The organism is Trujillonella endophytica (genome assembly GCF_900110555.1).
Classification (GTDB): domain Bacteria; phylum Actinomycetota; class Actinomycetes; order Mycobacteriales; family Geodermatophilaceae; genus Trujillonella; species Trujillonella endophytica.
The window spans coordinates 43961-61458 of the sequence record NZ_FOEE01000007.1 but is presented as its reverse complement, the minus strand read 5'-3'; the positions used below and the strand labels follow the sequence as shown (position 1 = coordinate 61458).

Sequence of the window (17498 nt, the reverse complement as noted above, 5' to 3'; positions counted from 1 at the left end):
GGCCATCCTGGGTCAGGTGTCGTCGCGGCGGCGAGGGGTGGCCCACGGGTCGTCGGGATCGAAGTCGTCGTCGGCGTCCCGGGCGGGCTCGGGGTCGCGGCCGCCCCGGCCCTCGGCGCGGGCGGCGGCCGCCTCCAGCGCCGCGTCGCGCTCCTCGGCCATGCGGGCCCGCTCCGCGCGCTCCTGCTCCTTGCGGGCGCGCCGGTCCGGCTCGCCGTCGGCGGGCGCGGGACGGCGGGCCAGCAGGACCAGCCCGACCGCGGCCAGGGCCAGCCCGACGGGCAGCGGGTAGGCCGCCGCCCGCTCCGTGCCGCCCTCGCCGAGATAGCCGGTGACGGCGGCCAGGTAGAAGACGGTCATCGCGGTGGCGACGAGCCCGAGGAGGACCAGGATCGTGCCCAGCGCCTCGGACCGGTGCCGGACGGCGTAGGCCAGCCCGATCAGCCCGAGACCGCCGCCGACCAGGTAGAGGAACGCGCCGAGCTCGTGCCAGGTCTCGCCGTCCCCGAGCGGCACCGTCCCGACGACGATCACGCCGAGAGCGGCCGCCGAGAGCATCGCGGTGACCACCGAGGTGCCCCGGCCGCTCAGCGCCGGCCGCAGCAGCAGCAGGCCGCCGGCGATCAGCAGCCCCTGCGCGACGAACGAGACGTTCATCGCCACCTGGGCGGGGGAGGTGGAGGCACCCAGCAGGCTGATCGTGAGGTCGGTGCGGGAGTAGCCGTCGTAGCGGGCCGCGGCCACGGCCTCGACGACGAAGAACTGCAGGGTCAGCAGCCAGAGGAGGGCGCCCAGGCGGAGCCGCACGGAGGTCACGCCCGCCATCGTCCCAGCCCCTCCTGGGAGGCCGGGGGCGATCCGGGGGGAGGACCATGGGCGGGTGCCCTCGCCCGCGTCCGCTCCCCGGCCGCGGGCGGCGCCGGAGGCCTCCGCGGACGGCGCGCCGCTGGGCCACCGAGCGGGGTCGCCGGAACTGCGCCGCGCCTCGCTCGCGGTCTTCCTGGCCGGGCTGGCGGTCTTCGCGATGCTCTACGAGCCGCAGGTGCTGCTGCCCGAGCTGACCCGGGCGTTCGGGGTGAGCCCCGGGGCGGCCACGCTGGCCGTGTCGGTGGCGACGGCGGGGCTGGCCCTGGGCCTGCTCGTGCTGGGCCCGGTCTCCGACCGGCGGGGGCGCACGGTCATCCTCCGGGCGAGCCTGGTCTCCTCGGTGGTGCTGGCGGCGCTGCTGGCCGTCGTCCCGAGCTGGGAGCTGCTGCTGGTCGTCCGGGCGCTGCAGGGCTTCGCGCTGGCCGGGCTGCCCGCCGTCGGCGTGGCCTACCTGCGCGAGGAGCTGCATCCGTCGGTGTCGGCGCGGGCGATCGGGCTGTTCATCGGCGGCACGGCCATCGGTGGGCTGTCGGGGCGGGTGCTCGGCGGCTTCCTCGCCGACGCGGGCGGGTGGCGGGCGACCATGGGTGGCATCGCCGCGCTGGCGGCGGTGTGCGCCGTCGCGGTGTGGGTGCTGCTGCCGCCCTCGCGCCGGTTCCGGCCGGTGCCGCGGACCGGCCGGCTGGTCCGGCAACTGGCGGCGGCGTTCACCGATCCGGTGCTGCTCGGCCTGTACGCGGTGGCCGCGCTGCTGATGGGTGGCTTCGTGGCCGTCTACAACGCGGCGACCTTCCGGCTGGAGGCCCCGCCGTACGCGCTCGCGCCGTCCGTGGCCGGCCTCGTCTTCCTGGCCTACCTGCTGGGCTCGGTCAGCTCCCCGGTGGCCGGCGCGCTGGCCGCCCGGTGGACCCCGCGGCGCGTCGTGCCGGCGGCCGCGGTGGTCATGCTCGGCGGGGTGCTGCTCACGCTGGCGGCGCCGCTCGCGCTGTTCGTCCTCGGGCTGTGCGTGCTGACGACGGGGTTCTTCGCCGCGCACGGGGTGGCCAGCTCCTGGGTGGCCGCGCGGGCTGCCTACGGCGAGCGGGCGGTCGGGCAGGCCGCGTCCCTGTACTCGTTCTGGTACTACGTCGGGTCGTCCGTGGGCGGGACGGTCGCCGGACGCGCGTGGGCCACCGGGGGCTGGCCCGCCGTCGTCTGGCTGGCCGGCGGGACGAGCGCGGCCGCGGTGGTGCTCACCGCCGTCCTCGGGCGTACCCGGGCGCTCGCCCCGCCGGACCGCAGCTAGTCCGTCGCCGGATGCGACTGGTCGCCGGTGGGGGCGGCGTCGTCGGAGCCGACCGCCCGGCGCTCCTGCTCCGTGCGGTGCTGCAGCGCGTCGTCGTCGGGACGGTCGTAGCCGCCGGCGTGCTGGCTGCGGTCGCGCGGCGCCGACTCCTGCGGGTCGATGACGTCGTCGAGCGTCGGCTCGTCCGGGGTGCTCATCGCGGTCCTCCGCTTCCTCTTCGGATGTGTCCGTCCCGGGCATAGCCCGGCGCCACCCGCCGTAACCACCCCGGCGGGGCGGGGCGGGGCGGCTCAGCGCTGCTCGAGCGAGGCGGCGGGCAGCCACGCCTCCATCAGCACCGACCCGGCCCGGCCGGCCACGGTGAACGCCACCCGGCCGTGCCACCCCTCGTCCGTCTGTCGCCACTCCACCAGGAGCCCGGGCCAGACCCCCGGCGCGCCGGGCGGGTCGTGCACCCAGCAGTGCCGCCCCCGCCCGTCGGCGCGGCGCACCACCGGCGGTGGGGGCGGGAGGTCGCGGACGTCGGGCGGGGGTGCGGGCGCCGCCGGCTGGTCGGCGTGCCCGGCCTGCGCGGGTGCCGCCCGGGGGAAAGGGGCGTCCCAGTCCTCGTCCGGCGCGGGGACGCCCGACCGGGCCGCGCGCTCGCTCAGGGAGCGCCCGGACCGCCCCCGCTGCATGCCACCCGCCACGGAGGAAGTCTGGCACGACCATCGAACACATGTTCGCCCGACACGGCGGACCAGGGTCGTCGTGCTCTGCGTCCTCCCGTACGCAGAGCACGGACAAGCCGGAGCCGGGAAGGAGGCGAGGGACGGCTTCCCGGCCGGCAGAGCGTCGTCCCCGGCTCAGCCGGCGGCGGGCCCGCCCCCGCGGACGCCATCGGCCAGCGTCCGCGCGACCTCTCGCAGCAGCTCGTGCTGCGGAAGGTCCTCCACGGGCACCGGGAGCGGCAGCGACCAGTTGGGCCGGCCGGTCGTCCCGGGCATGTTGGGCCGGCGCTCGTCGGCGACGGCGTCCTCCAGCGTGGCCGACAGCAGCAGCGACGGCGCGGTCGCCAGCGCCTCGTGCGCCCGCCGCACCGCCGTCCCCGATCCCGCCTTCTTCGGCGCGCCCGTCAGCCGGCCCAGCAGCTCGGTCCGGCCCCGCTCGAGCTCCGCGTCGGTGCCGGTGCCCTGCTCCCGCTGCTCGGCGAGGTCGGCGCCGCTCCACAGGCCCGCGACGGTCGGCAGGTCGTGGGTGGTGACGGCGGCCATCGCCTCGGCCGGCCACGCGGCGGGCGCGTCGTCCTCGAACCAGAGCAGCCGGTAGCTCAGCACCCCGTGCTCGGCCATCGCCTCGCGGACGCCCTCCTCGACGGTGCCGAGGTCCTCGCCGACGACCAGCGCCCGCGCGCGGGCGCTCTCCAGCGCGACGATGCCGAGCAGGTCCTCGGCCGGGTAGCGGACGTAGGCGCCGTCGGCGGCGGTGCCACCCGCCGGCACCCACCACAGCCGGAACAGGCCCATCACGTGGTCGATGCGCAGCCCCCCGGCCCCGGCGATCGTGGCGCGGATGGACTCGACGAACGGCTCGTAGCCGGTCAGCCGCAGCCGCCACGGCACCAGTGGCGGGGAGCCCCAGTCCTGCCCCTGGCCGTTGAACGCGTCCGGCGGCGCGCCGACGTTCACGCCCCGGGCGAGCACGCCCTGCCACGTCCAGGCGTCGGCGCCGCCGCCGTCGACGCCGATGGGCAGGTCCTGGATCACGGTCATGCCCTCGGTGGCCCGCTCCAGCTGCAGCTGCAGGGCCCACTGCAGCCAGGCGTGGAAGGCGACGTCGCGCTCGTGCTCGGCGACGAACCGGCCGACGTCCTCGCTGCGCGGGTCCTGCAGCGGCTCGGGCCAGGCGCGCCAGTCCGGGCCGTGCCGGTCGGCGAGCGCGCACCAGGTCGCCCAGTCCTGCAGCTTCTGCCCCTGGTGCCACCACCAGTCGGGAAAGGCCGGGTCGTCGCGGCCGGTGGTGTCGAACACCCGGCGGAGGACCTCGCGCTTGCGGGCCCAGACCGCGTCGCGGTCGATCAGCTCGCCATCGGACAGCGCCCGGCCGGCGTCCTCGTCCACCTCGACGGCGGACGCGCCGGGGACCTCGGACACCCGCAGGTAGATCGGGTTGCGGAAGCGGCGGGTGGCCGGCAGGTAGGGGCTGGCCTCCTGCCGCGGGGTCGGGGCGACGGCGTGCAGCGGGTTGACGAGCACGAACCCGGCCCCCTGCGCGGCGGCCATCTCCCGGACGGCGCGCAGGTCGGCGAGGTCGCCGATGCCCCAGCTGTCCCGGCCGCGGGTGGCGTACAGCTGCACCGCCCAGCCCCACGACCGCTCCGGAAGCCAGCACCGCCCGGGCGTCACGATCAGCCGCCGCCGGTGCCCGCCCGGCGCCTGCAGCCAGTGGTAGCCCAGTGGGAAGTCGTCGTCGAGCTCGCCGTCGACGTGCCGGGTCGAGCCGTCCTCCAGGGTCACCTCGGCCTCGTCCACCTCGAGGGCGTCGCCGGGCAGGGCCACGATCGGCGCGCGGTCCTCCAGGTCGGCCGGCGGCCTGCCGATCACCTCCCGCAGCCGGTCGATGGTGGCCTGGTCGACCTCGTGCTCCTCGTCGAAGGCATCGAGCCACGTGGCGTCGATGCCCCACTCGTCGGTCGTCGGGGTGCGCGTCACCCCCTGATACTCCCCACCGCTCCCGGTGCCCGCAGTGCAAGCCGGCAGTGGCGCCGCTCTCGATCGCCGCTCAGCGCGGGGGGCGGGCCCGGGGGGTGGCCCGGGTGGTGGGGGCGGCCGCGGCGGGGTCCTCCGGCCAGGGATGGCGGGGATAGCGGCCGCGGAGCTCGCTGCGCACGGCGGGATAGCCGGTGACCCAGAACCCGGCGAGGTCCGTCGTGGTGGCGACGACCCGGCGGGCGGGGGAGAGCAGTTGCAGCCGCAGCGGTCGCCCGGCCACCAGCGGCGTCCGCGCCCAGCCGAACACCTCCTGCACCCGCACGGACAGGGTGGGGACGGCCGGATCGGTGTAGTCGACGCGGATGCGGGAGCCGGTGGGCACCGTCACGGAGTCGGGCACGACGGCGTCGAGGTCGCCGGCTACCTGCCAGGGCACCAGCGCCCGCAGCGCCGCGGCGACGTCGACGCGGGCAAGGTCGGCGCGGCTGCGGGCGGCGGAGACGTCGATCGCGGCGAGCAGGTCACCGTCGCCGACGGCGGGCCACGGCGCCCCGAGCCCGGCGTGCGCCGCGGCCAGCCGGTCGCGCAGCCGGAGCGCCGCCGGCGTCCAGGCCAGCACGCCGAGGCCCTCGGCGCGCAGTCCCTCGGCGACCGCGGCCGTCACGGCGGCGGGATCGGGATCGGGCAGCGGCCGCTCGGCCAGCACGATCGCGCCCAGCCGCTCGACCCGCGCGCCGTGCACCGTGCCGTCGCGCCACGACACCTCGTCGAGCTCGGCGTGCAGCGGACCGCCGGCCTCCAGCGCGGTCGCCTCGTCGATCGCGACCGCCGCCCGCACCCGCGCGTCCCGGCGTCCCGGGGAGCGGTCGGCCACGGCGACGGCCAGCCACGGCGCCCCGGTCAGCGCCGTGCCGGGGGCCAGTTCGGCGCCGGTGCCGGCGGTCATCAGGTAGGTCGTGGTGCTGCCCGGCCGCCGCCGCGCCAGCCGCTCGGGATGGGCCAGGCCGACGACGAGCCCGGCCACCGTGTCGTCGGGCAGGGGCTCTCCGGGCGAGCGCGGCGGGGTGCCGTCGCCGACCGAGCGCTCCAGGCGGGCGACCTCGTCCCGCCAGCGCACGGTCGCGCCCCGGTCGGTCCCCGACCGCAGCCCCCGCCAGGTCGCGACCAGGTCGTCGCCCCGCGGGGAGAGGTCCGCGGACAGCAGCGCGACCACCTCGGCCGCGCGGCGACGGCCCACCAGCGGAGCGCCGTCGAGCAGCGCGCGGGCCAGCCGCGGGTGCACCCCGACGGCGGTCAGGGCGCGCCCGCGGGGGGTCGCCCGGCCGTCGTCGTCCACGGCGCCGAGGCTGCGCAGCGTCCGCCCGGCGACCAGCAGGGCCGCGGCCGGGGGCGGGTCGAGCAGGGCGAGGCCCGCGCCGCCGGGCGCACCCCAGACCGCCAGTTCCAGGGCGAAAGCGGTGAGGTCGGCGACGGCGACCTCCGGCTCGTCGTGCGCAGGGAGTCGGTCGTGCTCGGCGGCGGTCCAGCAGCGGTAGACGGCACCGGGGCCCTCCCGGCCGGCCCGGCCGGCGCGCTGGGTGACCGACGCGCGGGAGGCCCGCACGGTGACCAGCGCCCCGAGGCCCCGCGCCAGGTCGGCCCGGGGCCCGCGGGCGAGCCCGGCGTCGACGACGACCCGGACGCCGGGCACGGTCAGGCTGCTCTCCGCCAGCGCGGTCGCCAGCACGACGCGGCGGCGGGGACCGGCGCGCAGGGCGGCGTCCTGCGCGGCGGCCGGCAGCCGGCCGTGCAGCGGCAGCACGTCGGCGTCGATCCCGCCCAGCTGCCCGGCCACCGTGCCGATCTCGCCGGCGCCGGGCAGGAACACCAGGACGTCGCCGGACCGCTCGGCCAGCGCCCGGCGGACCGTCGCCGCGACGTGCGCCAGCAGCCGCGGATCGACCCGCAGGCCGTGCGGCGGATCGACCGGACCGGTCGGCGGCGCCCAGACCACGTCGACGTCGTGCACGGCGCCGTGCGCCTCGACGACCGGGGCCGGATCGCCCTCCCCGCCGAGGAGGGCGGCCAGCCGGCCGGCCTGGGCGGTCGCCGACATCGCCAGCAGCCGTAGCTCCGGGCGCAGCGCGCCGCGGACGTCGAGGCCGAAGGCCAGGGCCAGGTCGGTGTCGAGGTGCCGCTCGTGGCACTCGTCCAGGACCACCGCGCCCACCCCGGGCAGCTCTGGATCGGCCTGGAGGCGGCGGACGAGCAGCCCGGTGGTGACGACCTCGACCCGGGTGGCGGCGCTGCGCCGGCTCTCGCCGCGGACGCTGTAGCCGATCCGACCCCCCACGCGCTCGCCCAGCAGCGCGGCCATGCGGTGGGCGGCGGCGCGGGCGGCCACGCGGCGCGGCTCGGCCACGAGGACGCGCCCGGGGACGTCCCGGGCCAGCGCTAGGGGCACGAGCGTCGTCTTCCCGGTGCCGGGCGGAGCCACCACCACCGCGGTGCCCCGCGCCGACAGCGCGTCGGCCAGCGCCGGCAGCGCGGAGCGGACCGGCAGGTCGGTCCCGGGCGTCCCCGGCGGCGGCAGCACGGGCCCAGTCTCGCCTGCGGGACGACTCCGTCCGCGCTCCGGCGGGTGGACGACCGTGACCCGGGTAGGCAGGGCTGCATGACCGTCATCGGGTTCCACAACTCGCACGAGCAGGTGCACCCGCGCGAGCTGCTGGCCGCCGTCCGACACGCGGAGGACGTCGGCTTCACCGCGGCCATGTGCTCGGACCACCTGACTCCGTGGAACCCGCGGCAGGGGGAGTCCGGCTTCGCCTGGTCGTGGCTCGGCGCCGCGATGGCCACCACGAGCCTGCCGTTCGGCGCGGTCAACGCCCCGGGGCAGCGCTACCACCCGGTGATCGTCGCCCAGGCGATCGCCACCCTCGGCGCGATGTTCCCCGGGCGCTTCTGGGTGGCGCTGGGCAGCGGGGAGGCGATGAACGAGCACGTCACCGGCGACGTCTGGCCCCGCAAGGACCTGCGCGACGCCCGGCTGCGCGAGTGCGTCGACGTCATCCGCGCCCTGCTGGCCGGTGAGGAGGTCAGCCACGACGGGCTGGTCCGCGTCGACCGCGCGAAGATGTACACGCTCGCCGATCCGCAGCCGGCGCTCATCGCCCCCGCGGTCAGCGTCGAGACCGCCCGCCGCGGCGCCGACTGGGCCGACGGGCTGGTCACCATCAACCAGCCGCACGACAAGCTGCGCGAGATGATCGCCGCGTACCGGGACGCCGGCGGCCGCGGCAAGCTCGTCCTCCAGGTGCACGTCTCCTGGGACCCCGACGCCGACCGCGCACTGGCCCTGGCCCACGACCAGTGGCGCAGCAACGTGTTCCCGCCGCCGCTGTGCTGGGACCTGGACAGCCCCGAGGCCTTCGAGCAGGCCAGCGCGCACGTGACCCCGCAGGCGGTGACCGACGCCGTGCGGGTGTCGGCCGACCTCGACCGGCACGCCGCGTGGATCTCCGAGTACGTGGACCTCGGTTTCGAGGAGATCTACCTGCACCACGTCGGCAAGGAGCAGACGGCCTTCCTCGACGCCTTCGGCGAGCACGTGCTGCCGCAGCTCGGCGTCACCGCCCCCGCCCCGGCGCAGGCGATCGACCCGGCCGGCCCGGACGGGCCGTGGCGCCCGCAGCAGGAGCCCCTGCGCTCCTCGATGGCCTGACCGCGCACTCCTCAGCACAGGGAGCCCCGAGCATGCGGATCACCGACACGAGTGACCTCTGGTGGAAGACGGCCGTCGTCTACTGCCTGGACGTCGAGACCTACATGGACTGGAACGGCGACGGCATCGGCGACTTCGCCGGCCTCGCCCAGCGCATCGACCACCTCGCCGACCTCGGCGTCACCTGCCTGTGGCTGATGCCCTTCTATCCGACGGCGGAGCGCGACGACGGCTACGACATCACCGACTTCTACGGCGTCGACCCGCGGCTGGGCACCCACGGCGACCTCGTCGAGGTGATCCGCATCGCGAACGACCGCGGCATGCGGGTGATCGCCGACCTGGTCGTCAACCACACCTCGATCCGCCACCCGTGGTTCCAGCAGGCGCGCAGGAGCAAGGAGTCGCCCTTCCACGACTTCTACGTCTGGCGCGACGACGAGCCGCCGGACACCTCCGACCAGGTCGTCTTCCCCGACCAGGAGGACAGCATCTGGACGCTGAACGAGCCGACGGGTGAGTGGTACCTGCACAAGTTCTACAAGGAGCAGCCCGACCTCAACGTCGCGAACCCGCGGGTCCGCGACGAGATCGCCAAGGTCATCGGCTTCTGGCTGCAGCTCGGGCTGGACGGGTTCCGGGTGGACGCCGTCCCGTTCCTGCTGGAGACCGCCGGCATCGACGAGCAGGAGGTCGAGCACTTCCAGGACCCGCACCAGTACCTGCGGGCCCTGCGCGCCCTGATCGCCCGCCGCGCCGAGGCCGCCGTCCTGCTCGGCGAGGTCAACCTCCCGCACGAGGAGCAGCAGCAGTTCTTCGGCGGTGTCGACGGCGACGAGCTGACCATGCAGTTCGACTTCATCGCGATGCAGGCGATGTACCTCTCCCTGGCCCGCGGCGACGTCGCCCCGCTGGTCGACGCGCTCACCTCCCGGCCGCAGGTCTCCCCGGACAACCAGTGGGGGATGTTCGTCCGCAACCACGACGAGCTCACCCTCGACAAGCTGGGCGAGGAGGAGCGGCAGGAGGTCTTCGCCGCGTTCGGCCCCGAGGAGCGGATGCAGGTCTACGGCCGCGGCCTGACCCGCCGGCTGCCGCCGATGCTGGACGGCGACCCGCGGCGGGTGCGGATGGTCTACAGCCTGATGTTCTCCCTGCCCGGCACGCCGGTGCTCTTCTACGGGGAGGAGATCGGCATGGGCGAGAACCTCGCCGCGGAGGGCCGGCTGGCCGTCCGCACGCCCATGCAGTGGACGTCGGGCCGCAACGGCGGTTTCTCCACGGCCAGGCCCTCGAAGCTGCCCGGGCCGGTGGTCGAGGGAGGCTTCTCGCCGGAGTTCGTCAACGTCGCCGACCAGCGCCGCGACCCCGACTCGCTGCTGTCGTTCATCCGGCTGCTGATCCGGCGCTACCGCGAGTCGCCGGAACTCGGCTGGGGGACCTACGAGGTCCTCGGCCAGCCCCACCCGGAGGTGTTGGCGAGCCTGTCCACCTGGGACGACGGCACGCTGATCGCGCTGCACAACCTCGGCGCCGAGCCGCGCACGGTGCCGCTGACCCTCGGCGGCTGCGACTCGACCCACCGGCTGGAGGACCTGCTGGTCACGCAGACGACGGAGATCGCCGACGACGGCTCGGTCGAGCTGACCCTCGACGGTTACGGCCACCGGTGGTTGCGGGTGGTGGCGCAGGACAGCCGCCGCCTCCTCTGAGGACGGGCGCCGTCCTCGTCCCGTGTCCATGAGTCACCTCGTCGACACGGTGAGGTGGCGACACGGCGAGATGTCGACACACGGGGCGCAGGTCCCGGGACCGTCGGCGGTCGGGCCTAGCGTCGCGGCGATGTCCGAGCCCACCGCACCCCACGTCCCGGCCGGCACGAATCACCTGACCGGCCCCATCCCGCCGTACTTCGGCCCGATGAGCCGCTCGGAGCGCACGGCTACCGCGCAGACCCCGGCTCCGCGGGCCGCCGAGGGCGACGTCGCTCCGGACGACCCGGCCACCCGTCCGACCGGCATGCCCCCGGCCGGAGGCATGCCGGCGGGGGCCACGGCCGCGGGCGCCGCCGCGAGCCCCGCCGACGCGCCTCTGGCCGACGCGCCCCTGGCCGACGCGCCCACCGCCGAGGCACGCACCGTCGACCGGCCCGCAGCCGACGGCGGGCCCGACGACGTCCCGGTGGCCGCCTGGGCCCTGACCGGTGACGGGCCGGCGCCCGGCCCGGACGAGCCGCCGGCTCCGCCGGGCGCCTTCCCCACCACCCCGGTCTCGACCCGGCCCTCCGTCCGGGCCCGCCGGCGCGCCCCGATGGTCCGGATGGGCCCGTGGGCGCCCGCGGCCGGCGCGCTGCTCGGGCTGGTCGCCGGGCTGGTCGTCGTCGCCGTCCTGGCCGGGCGTGCCGACGCCTTCGCGGAGGGGCTGGCGCTGGTCTTCCTCACCGTCGGCCTGACCATGCTCGGCGCGGCCGGCGCGCTGCTGGCCGACGAGGTGCGGCTGGTGCGCCGCGGTGCCCGCGAGGCCGCCGTCCGCCCCGCGTGGGTGGAGGCGACGGCCGGGCTGCTCAACGGCCTGACCCCGGCCCGCCTGCTGCTGGTCTCCAGCGCCTTCGTGCTCTTCCTGGCCGCCTACGTCGGGCGCTGAGGGGGCGCCTGCGGCCGGCGCCGGAAAGGGCGCCGCACCCGGCGCCCGGCCGCGTCAGTACTGCAGGTCCGCCGGGTCCAGACGGCCGGCGGCCAGGTCGGCGGCGACGTCGTCGACGACCCGGCCGGTGGCGAACGCGTGGGCCCGCAGCACGGCGAGCGCGGCGACGACGTCCATGCCCAGGACGACGCTCAGCATCCCGGTCGCCTGCCACACGGCGACCCGTCGCCGGGCGTCCGGGGCGTCCCACCACCGCGGCCCGCCGGCGGGGCTGTCGCTGGCCCGGACGAGTTCCTCGGTGAGGCACAGCAGGACGGTCTCGACGTCGCCGCGCGGCACCTGGGTCAGCCGCACCGGGTCCGACACGTAGAGGTCGAGCACCACCGTGGGGCCCAGCGGCGGGGCCAAGGGCAGCGAGAGCACGCCCGAGAAGGGGGTCCGGCCGACCAGCGAGGCGTGCAGGTCCGGCCAGTTGCGGGCGATGGCCTCCAGGTCGAAGGCGATGCGCTCACCGGTGTCGTGCGCCCGCAGGCAGGGCCCGTCGCCGTGGGTGAACTGCAGCCGCTCGGCCAGCGCGGCCGCCGGGTCGCTCGCCCCGACCGGCGTCCGCAGCCCCGCGCCCTCGTGGATGCTCAGGCCGGCGCCGTCCACCGGCAGCGCGTCGGCGGCGGCACGCGCCAGGCGGGTGGGCAGCATGTCCGGGCCGGCCAGGTCCTCGGGGACCGGAGCCTGCAGCGCCTCGAGGAATCGGGCCCCGGGATCGTCCGTCGTCGTCACGCCCGACAGCTTGCGGTCCGCCCGCGCCGCGCACCACTCAGCGCGCACCGCTCAGGCGAAGGCCTCGATGCCCAGGTAGACGGCCAGCCCGAGCCCCGCGAGCGCGATCAGCCGGCGCAGCGCCGTGGGCGGGCTGCGCCGCACCACCCGCGGCCCGGCCAGGCCGCCGGCGAGGAGCCCGACGGCGAGCGGCAGCGCGGCCGCCCAGGCGACGTCGGCGAGGACGACGTAGGCGAGCGCCGCGACCCCGTTGGCGACCATCAGGACGGCGTTCTTCATCGCGTTGCTGCGCGGCAGGCCCTCGCCGGTGCTCAACAGCAGCGTGGCCAGCATCAGCACGCCGGCCGCCGCGCCGAAGTAGCCGCCGTAGATGCCGATGGCGAAGATCACCGCCGGCAGCCACGAGGGATCGCCCCGCCGCCCGGCGTGGGCCGCGGCTCCCTCGGCGGCCAGGTCGCGCGGCGGTGGCTGCACCAGGATCGCCAGCGACGCCGCGGCGATGAGGAACGGCACGATCCGCTCGAAGGAGTCCGCCGGGGTGAGCAGCAGCAGCGCGGCCCCCGCGGCCCCGCCGACGACGGCGGCGACCAGCAGCGGCACGAGCCGGCGCCCCTGGCCGCGCAGCTCCGGCCGGGACGCGCTGACCGAGCCGACCCCGGTCATCACCAGCGCCACCGTGTTGGTCACGTTGGCGGTCACCGGCGCGATGCCGGTGGCGAGCAGGGCCGGGTAGCTGAACAGCGAGGCCAGCCCGGCGATGCTGCCGGCGAGCCCGGCCCCGACGCCGGCCAGGACGAGGAAGCCGAAGTCGAGCGGGCTCATCGGGTCAGCAGCACGGCGATCGCCACGAGGCCCAGCGCGACGATGGCGGCCCGCAGCGCGGTGGGGTGCAGGCGCCGGCCGAAGCGCCCGCCGAGGTAGCCGCCGACCACGGAGCCGGCGGCCACGAGCCCGGCCGCCGCCCAGTCCACCCGGTCGCTCGCGACCACGATGTAGGTCACCGCGGCGACCGCGTTGACGGCGGAGGTCAGCACGTTCTTGATCGCGTTCAGCCGTTGCAGCGGCTCGGGCAGCAGCAGGCCGAAGACGCCGATCTGCAGCATCCCCTGGCTGGCCGAGAAGTAGCCGCCGTAGGTACCGGTGGCGTAGGCGCCCGCGACGAGCGCGGCCCGCCGGCCGCGCCCGACGGTCACCGGGCCGGCCTCGCCGGCCGCCGCGCGCCGGCGGGCCAGGGAGCGCTGCAGCAGCGGCTGCACGGCGACGAGGACGACGGCCAGCGCGACCAGCCCGGGCACGATCGCCTCGAACGCGGCGGCCGGCAGGTGCAGCAGCAGGAACGCGCCGGTCAGGGCGCCGAGCACCGAGGCCGGCAGCAGGGTCAGCAGCAGCCGGCGCTGGCCGGTCAGCTCGCGGCGGTAACCGATCGCCCCCGCGACGTTGCCGGGCACCAGGCCCAGGCTGTTGGACACGCTGGCGGTGACCGGCGGCAGCCCGGTGGCCAGCAGCACGGGAAAGGTCACCAGCGTGCCCGAGCCGACGACGGCGTTGATGCCGCCCGCGGCCAGGCCCGCCGCGGCGACGGCGAGCATCTCCCAGACGGTCATGCACGTCGTCCGGTGGGTCGGCTGAGCCACAGGGCTCCGCCGCGGGCCTGCGGGTGGCGATGGGGGGCGGCGGGGTCCGTCGTCATCCGTCGCGGCGCCCGGCGTCGACCACCCGGAGGACGAGCGCGCCCTCGTCGTCAGAGGCCTCGAGGTCGACCTCGGCGTCGATGCCCCAGTCGTGGTCGCCGGCCGGATCGTCGACGATCTGCCGGACCCGCCACACGCCGGGGGAGTCCTTGTCCCAGATCAGCAGGGCCGGCCCGCGGGCGTCCCCGCCGGTGTTCAGCTCGTCGTGGTCGGCGAAGTAGGCCCGCACGACCTCGCCCCAGCGGTCGGCGTCCCACCCGGCGCCGGCGTCGAGCTCGCCGAGGTCGTACCAGCGGCGGCGGCCCCACAGCTGCACGCGGAGGAACAGCGCGTTGCGGACCATCGCGGTGAACGCCCGCGCGTTGCCGGTGAGCGGCCGCGGCCTCGCGGGCACGGCGACCGGCTGGTCCAGGGGATGGTCGGGATCGGTGAGGGACTCCCACTCGTCCAGCAGCGACGAGTCGACCTGGCGCACGAGCTCGCCCAGCCACTCGACGAGATCGGTCACCTCCTCGGTGCGCGCGGCCGCGGGCACGCCCGACCGCAGCGCCTTGAACGCGTCGGAGAGGTAGCGGAGCACGGCCCCCTCGGCGCGGGTCAGGCCGTAGTCGTTGACCAGCTCGCGGAACGTCATCGCCCGTTCCCACATGTCCCGCACCACCGACTTCGGGGACAGCTGCCCGTCGGCGGCCCAGGGGTTGGTCCGCCGGTAGACCTCGAAGGCGTGGCCGAGCAGCTCCGCCAGCGGCTTGGGGTAGCTGATCTCCTCGAGCAGCTCCATCCGCTCCTCGTACTCGATGCCCTCGGCCTTCATCTGCGCGACGGCCTCGCCCTTGGCCTTGTTCAGCTGCGCGGCGAGGATCTGCCGGGGGTCGTCGAGGGTCGCCTCGATCACGCTGACCACGTCGAGGACGTAGGTGTCGCTCTCGGGGTCCAGCAGCTCGATCGCGGCCAGCGCGAAGGTCGACAGCGGCTGGTTGAGGGCGAAGTCCGGCGGCAGGTCCAGCGTCAGGTCGTAGCGCCGGCCGTCGGGCTCCGGCTCGGCGAGGCGCTCCAGGACGCCGGCCTGCAGCAGCGATCGGGCGATGCCGATCGCGTCGCGGATGAGCTTCAGCTGCTTGGCGCGCGGCTCGTGGTTGTCCGTCAGCAGCCGGCGCATCGCCGCGAAGGGATCGCCGGGGCGGTCGACGACGTCGAGCACCATCGCCGTCGTCACCCGCATGTGGCTGGTCAGCTTCTCGGGCTCGCCCTCGACCAGCCGGTTCATCGTCGCCTCGCTCCACGGCACCATGCCGTCGGGCACCTTCTTGCGGACCAGCTTGCGGCGTTTCTTCGGGTCGTCGGCGACCTTGGCGAACTGCTTGAGGTTCTCCACCTCGTGCTCGGGCGCCTGGACGACGACGGTGCCGGCCGTGTCGTACCCGGCGCGCCCCGCCCGCCCGGCGATCTGGTGGAACTCGCGCACCTGCAGCAACCGGGTGCGGGTGCCGTCGTACTTGCTCAGCGCGGAGAACACGACCGTGCGGATCGGCACGTTGATCCCGACGCCGAGGGTGTCGGTGCCGCAGATGACCTTGAGCAGCCCCGCCTGGGCCAGCTGCTCCACCAGCCGCCGGTACTTGGGCAACATCCCGGCGTGGTGGACGCCGATGCCGTGGCGGACCAGCCGAGAGAGCGTCGTCCCGAAGGCGGAGGTGAAGCGGAAGCCGCCGATCATGTCGGCGATCGCGGCCTTCTCCTCCTTGCTGCAGACGTTCACGCTCATCAGCGCCTGGGCGCGCTCCAGTGCGGAGGCCTGGGTGAAGTGGACGACGTAGACCGGCGCCTGCCGCGTGTCCAGCAGCTCCTGGATCGTCTCGTGCATCGGGGTCGTCGCGTAGTAGTGGTGCAGGGGCACCGGCCGCTGCGCGCTGGCCACCAGCGCGGTGGGCCGGCCGGTGCGCCGGGTGAGGTCCTCGCGCAGGTCGGTGGTGTCGCCGAGGGTGGCGCTCATCAGCAGGAACTGCGCCCCGGTCAGCTCCAGCAGGGGCACCTGCCAGGCCCAGCCGCGGTCGGGGTCGCCGTAGAAGTGGAACTCGTCCATGACGACCAGCGGGTGCTCGCGGCCGATGCCCTCGTTGCCCTCGCGCAGCGCGATGTTGGCGAGGATCTCGGCGGTGCAGGCGATGATCGGCGCGTCCCGGTTCACCGCGGCGTCGCCGGTGAGCATGCCGACGTTGGCCGCGCCGAAGACCCCGCACAGCGCGAAGAACTTCTCGCTGACCAGTGCCTTGATCGGCGCCGTGTAGTAGCTGCGCCGCCCGCCGGCCAGCGCCGCGTACTGCGCGCCGGTCGCCACCAGCGACTTGCCGGAGCCGGTCGGCGTCGCGAGGACGACGTTCGCGCCGCTGAGCAGCTCGATCAGCGCCTCCTCCTGCGCCGGGTAGAGCGTCGTCCCGCCGGCCTCGGCCCAGGCGGCGAAGGCGGTGAACAGCTCGTCGGCGTCGTCCCCGCGGGCCCGCAGCGGCGCGAGGTCGGCCGGGTCGTCCAGCAGGGGAGGGGCGGAGGTGGTGGTCATCGTGCGCACCAGCGTGCCTGACGGCCCGTGGCTTCCCGCGCAGGCGCCCGTTCCGTCCCGCTCGTCGGACCCTCCGTCACGAAACGGTCACAGAACCTCCCGAGATGTGTGGGGTGAACCGACTAAGGTCAGAAGGTGAACAACAGGTGAACGAGAGGTGGCGCGGCGATGCGGGTTGAGGAACGACCGCTGGTGAGGTGGGTGCTCGTCGTCGACAAGGCGGGGCACCGGCACATGGAGATGCGCTGGGAGCTGCCGACGGCGGCGCAGCAGGGATCGCGCGCGGTCTGACCGCGCGGCACACGCACGAACGGGAACCGGCCGACGCACTCCGCTCGGCCGGTTCCGTGCTGTCCGGGGGTCCTGCCGCGGTCGGCCGGGCAGGCGAGGCGGCGGGGGAGCAGCCCCCGCGCCGCGCGCCGCAGGAGGAACCCCCGTGTCGTCACCCCGCCCCGAGACGCAGCGCCGCATCGGCCGCGCCGTGGCCGTCGCCGTCGCGCGGCAGTGCCAGCCCGTTCCCGCACGGAACGGAGCTCGGCACGTGGTGTTCATCCGGAGCAGCGGTGGGGGACGACGACGGCGCAGCGGTCACGGAACCGGCGGGGCTCCTGGCCGACGCTGCGCCGGCTGGTGCGCTGCCGGCTCGTGCGCTGCCGGCCGGGCGTGGCCGGGGGAGCCGACCCGGTTCCGGCCGCCGGCCGAGAACCCGCTTGCCGCCGCGCGGAGAATGTTCCGGTGCCCTCCTACGCCTCCCGGTCCGACGACGCCGCGGGTGACCTCCCGGTCACCGGCGCGCTCGTCGTCCCCGCGGCGGACCTGCGCTGGCGGTTCTCCCGCTCGTCCGGCCCGGGTGGGCAGGGCGTGAACACGGCCGACTCGCGGGTCGAGCTCTCCGTGGCGCCCCTCTCGATCCCGGGGCTCCGCGACGCGCAGCGGGCCCGGCTGACCGAGCGGCTGGGGAGCCGGCTGGTGGACGGCGTCCTCACCGTCGTCGCGTCCGAGCACCGTCAGCAGCTGCGGAACCGGCAGGCGGCCCGCGAGCGGCTGGCCGCCGTCCTCCGGGCGGCCCTGGCACCACCGCCGCCGGCCCGGCGGCGCACCAAGCCCACCCGCGGCTCGCAGGAGCGGCGGATCACGGCGAAGAAGCAGCGCGGCGAGCTCAAGCGCCGCCGCACCACCTGGGACTGACCCGCCGCCCGACCGGCCGCCCGGCCGGCAGCACGCTGCGGGCGGGTTCGGGTCGTTGCCGGCCGGATCCCGCCGGCAGGGTCGGGAACCTGCTCGC

At 76.1% G+C, this 17498-nt stretch carries 14 protein-coding genes; 5 read left to right on the top strand and 9 right to left on the bottom strand.

Annotation, left to right across the window (positions count from 1 at the left end; genetic code table 11):
• Positions 1–12: 12 nt before the first annotated feature.
• Positions 13–825, bottom strand: coding sequence for a DUF998 domain-containing protein (locus tag BMY88_RS12280; RefSeq protein WP_244524636.1), 813 nt, complete (start codon positions 823–825; stop codon positions 13–15).
• Between the two features lie 55 nt (positions 826–880).
• On the opposite strand from BMY88_RS12280, the gene BMY88_RS12275 reads away from it, so the two are divergent.
• Positions 881–2152: an MFS transporter gene (locus tag BMY88_RS12275; protein ID WP_244524635.1), complete on the top strand. Its 1272-nt coding sequence runs from the start codon at positions 881–883 to the stop codon at positions 2150–2152.
• Here the strand turns inward: BMY88_RS12275 and BMY88_RS12270 are convergent.
• The 4 genes from BMY88_RS12270 to hrpB all read right to left on the bottom strand — a co-directional run bounded on the left by BMY88_RS12270 (position 2149) and on the right by hrpB (position 7417).
• A complete protein-coding gene (locus BMY88_RS12270; protein ID WP_091943543.1) occupies positions 2149–2349 on the bottom strand; it encodes a hypothetical protein in 201 nt (66 codons plus the stop codon). The genes BMY88_RS12275 and BMY88_RS12270 overlap by 4 nt on opposite strands.
• A gap of 93 nt (positions 2350–2442) precedes the next feature.
• Entirely contained in the window at positions 2443–2841 is a 399-nt protein-coding gene (locus BMY88_RS12265; RefSeq protein WP_244524634.1) for a hypothetical protein, read from the bottom strand.
• Positions 2842–2997: 156 nt separating this feature from the next.
• Entirely contained in the window at positions 2998–4842 is a 1845-nt protein-coding gene (malQ, locus tag BMY88_RS12260; protein WP_091943539.1) for a 4-alpha-glucanotransferase, read from the bottom strand.
• A 70-nt stretch (positions 4843–4912) separates the two neighbouring features.
• On the bottom strand, positions 4913–7417 hold the full coding sequence (hrpB, locus tag BMY88_RS12255; protein ID WP_091943537.1) for an ATP-dependent helicase HrpB: 2505 nt from the start codon (positions 7415–7417) through the stop codon (positions 4913–4915).
• A 78-nt stretch (positions 7418–7495) separates the two neighbouring features.
• Between hrpB and BMY88_RS12250 the strand changes: the two genes are divergently transcribed.
• The 3 genes from BMY88_RS12250 (at position 7496) to BMY88_RS12240 (ending at position 11188) form a co-directional block, all read left to right on the top strand.
• Positions 7496–8545 carry a TIGR03885 family FMN-dependent LLM class oxidoreductase gene (locus tag BMY88_RS12250; protein ID WP_091943535.1) on the top strand — a complete coding sequence of 350 codons (1050 nt, stop codon included), beginning with the start codon at positions 7496–7498 and terminating at the stop codon, positions 8543–8545.
• A 32-nt stretch (positions 8546–8577) separates the two neighbouring features.
• Entirely contained in the window at positions 8578–10257 is a 1680-nt protein-coding gene (locus BMY88_RS12245) for an alpha-amylase family protein (protein WP_091943533.1), read from the top strand.
• Positions 10258–10387: 130 nt separating this feature from the next.
• A complete protein-coding gene (locus BMY88_RS12240) occupies positions 10388–11188 on the top strand; it encodes a hypothetical protein (protein WP_091943531.1) in 801 nt (266 codons plus the stop codon).
• Positions 11189–11242: 54 nt separating this feature from the next.
• Here the strand turns inward: BMY88_RS12240 and BMY88_RS12235 are convergent, their stop codons facing one another.
• The 4 genes from BMY88_RS12235 to BMY88_RS12220 all read right to left on the bottom strand — a co-directional run bounded on the left by BMY88_RS12235 (position 11243) and on the right by BMY88_RS12220 (position 16213).
• Complete coding sequence (locus BMY88_RS12235) at positions 11243–11965, bottom strand: ANTAR domain-containing protein (RefSeq protein ID WP_091943927.1); 723 nt, start codon at positions 11963–11965, stop codon at positions 11243–11245.
• A gap of 51 nt (positions 11966–12016) precedes the next feature.
• Positions 12017–12787 carry a sulfite exporter TauE/SafE family protein gene (locus BMY88_RS12230; RefSeq protein ID WP_091943529.1) on the bottom strand — a complete coding sequence of 257 codons (771 nt, stop codon included), beginning with the start codon at positions 12785–12787 and terminating at the stop codon, positions 12017–12019.
• The gene (locus BMY88_RS12225; protein ID WP_091943526.1) at positions 12784–13569 is read right to left on the bottom strand and encodes a sulfite exporter TauE/SafE family protein; all 786 of its coding nucleotides are present in this window, start codon (positions 13567–13569) and stop codon (positions 12784–12786) included. Before BMY88_RS12225 ends, BMY88_RS12230 begins: the two co-directional genes overlap by 4 nt.
• An 82-nt stretch (positions 13570–13651) precedes the next feature.
• Positions 13652–16213, bottom strand: a complete 2562-nt coding sequence (locus BMY88_RS12220; RefSeq protein WP_091943524.1) for a DEAD/DEAH box helicase — start codon at positions 16211–16213, stop codon at positions 13652–13654.
• A 735-nt stretch (positions 16214–16948) separates the two neighbouring features.
• On the opposite strand from BMY88_RS12220, the gene arfB reads away from it, so the two are divergent.
• Entirely contained in the window at positions 16949–17401 is a 453-nt protein-coding gene (arfB, locus tag BMY88_RS12215; RefSeq protein WP_091943522.1) for an alternative ribosome rescue aminoacyl-tRNA hydrolase ArfB, read from the top strand.
• Positions 17402–17498 lie beyond the last annotated feature (97 nt).

Excerpts from the sequence above, each read along its gene's own strand:
- BMY88_RS12230 (WP_091943529.1), bottom strand. The coding sequence starts at position 12,787 with ATGAGCCCGCTCGACTTCGGCTTCCTCGTCCTGGCCGGCGTCGGGGCC.
- BMY88_RS12280 (WP_244524636.1), bottom strand. The coding sequence starts at position 825 with ATGGCGGGCGTGACCTCCGTGCGGCTCCGCCTGGGCGCCCTCCTCTGG.
- BMY88_RS12240 (WP_091943531.1), top strand. The coding sequence starts at position 10,388 with ATGTCCGAGCCCACCGCACCCCACGTCCCGGCCGGCACGAATCACCTG.
- BMY88_RS12245 (WP_091943533.1), top strand. The coding sequence starts at position 8,578 with ATGCGGATCACCGACACGAGTGACCTCTGGTGGAAGACGGCCGTCGTC.
- BMY88_RS12225 (WP_091943526.1), bottom strand. The coding sequence starts at position 13,569 with ATGACCGTCTGGGAGATGCTCGCCGTCGCCGCGGCGGGCCTGGCCGCG.
- BMY88_RS12250 (WP_091943535.1), top strand. The coding sequence starts at position 7,496 with ATGACCGTCATCGGGTTCCACAACTCGCACGAGCAGGTGCACCCGCGC.
- BMY88_RS12220 (WP_091943524.1), bottom strand. The coding sequence starts at position 16,213 with ATGACCACCACCTCCGCCCCTCCCCTGCTGGACGACCCGGCCGACCTC.
- BMY88_RS12270 (WP_091943543.1), bottom strand. The coding sequence starts at position 2,349 with ATGAGCACCCCGGACGAGCCGACGCTCGACGACGTCATCGACCCGCAG.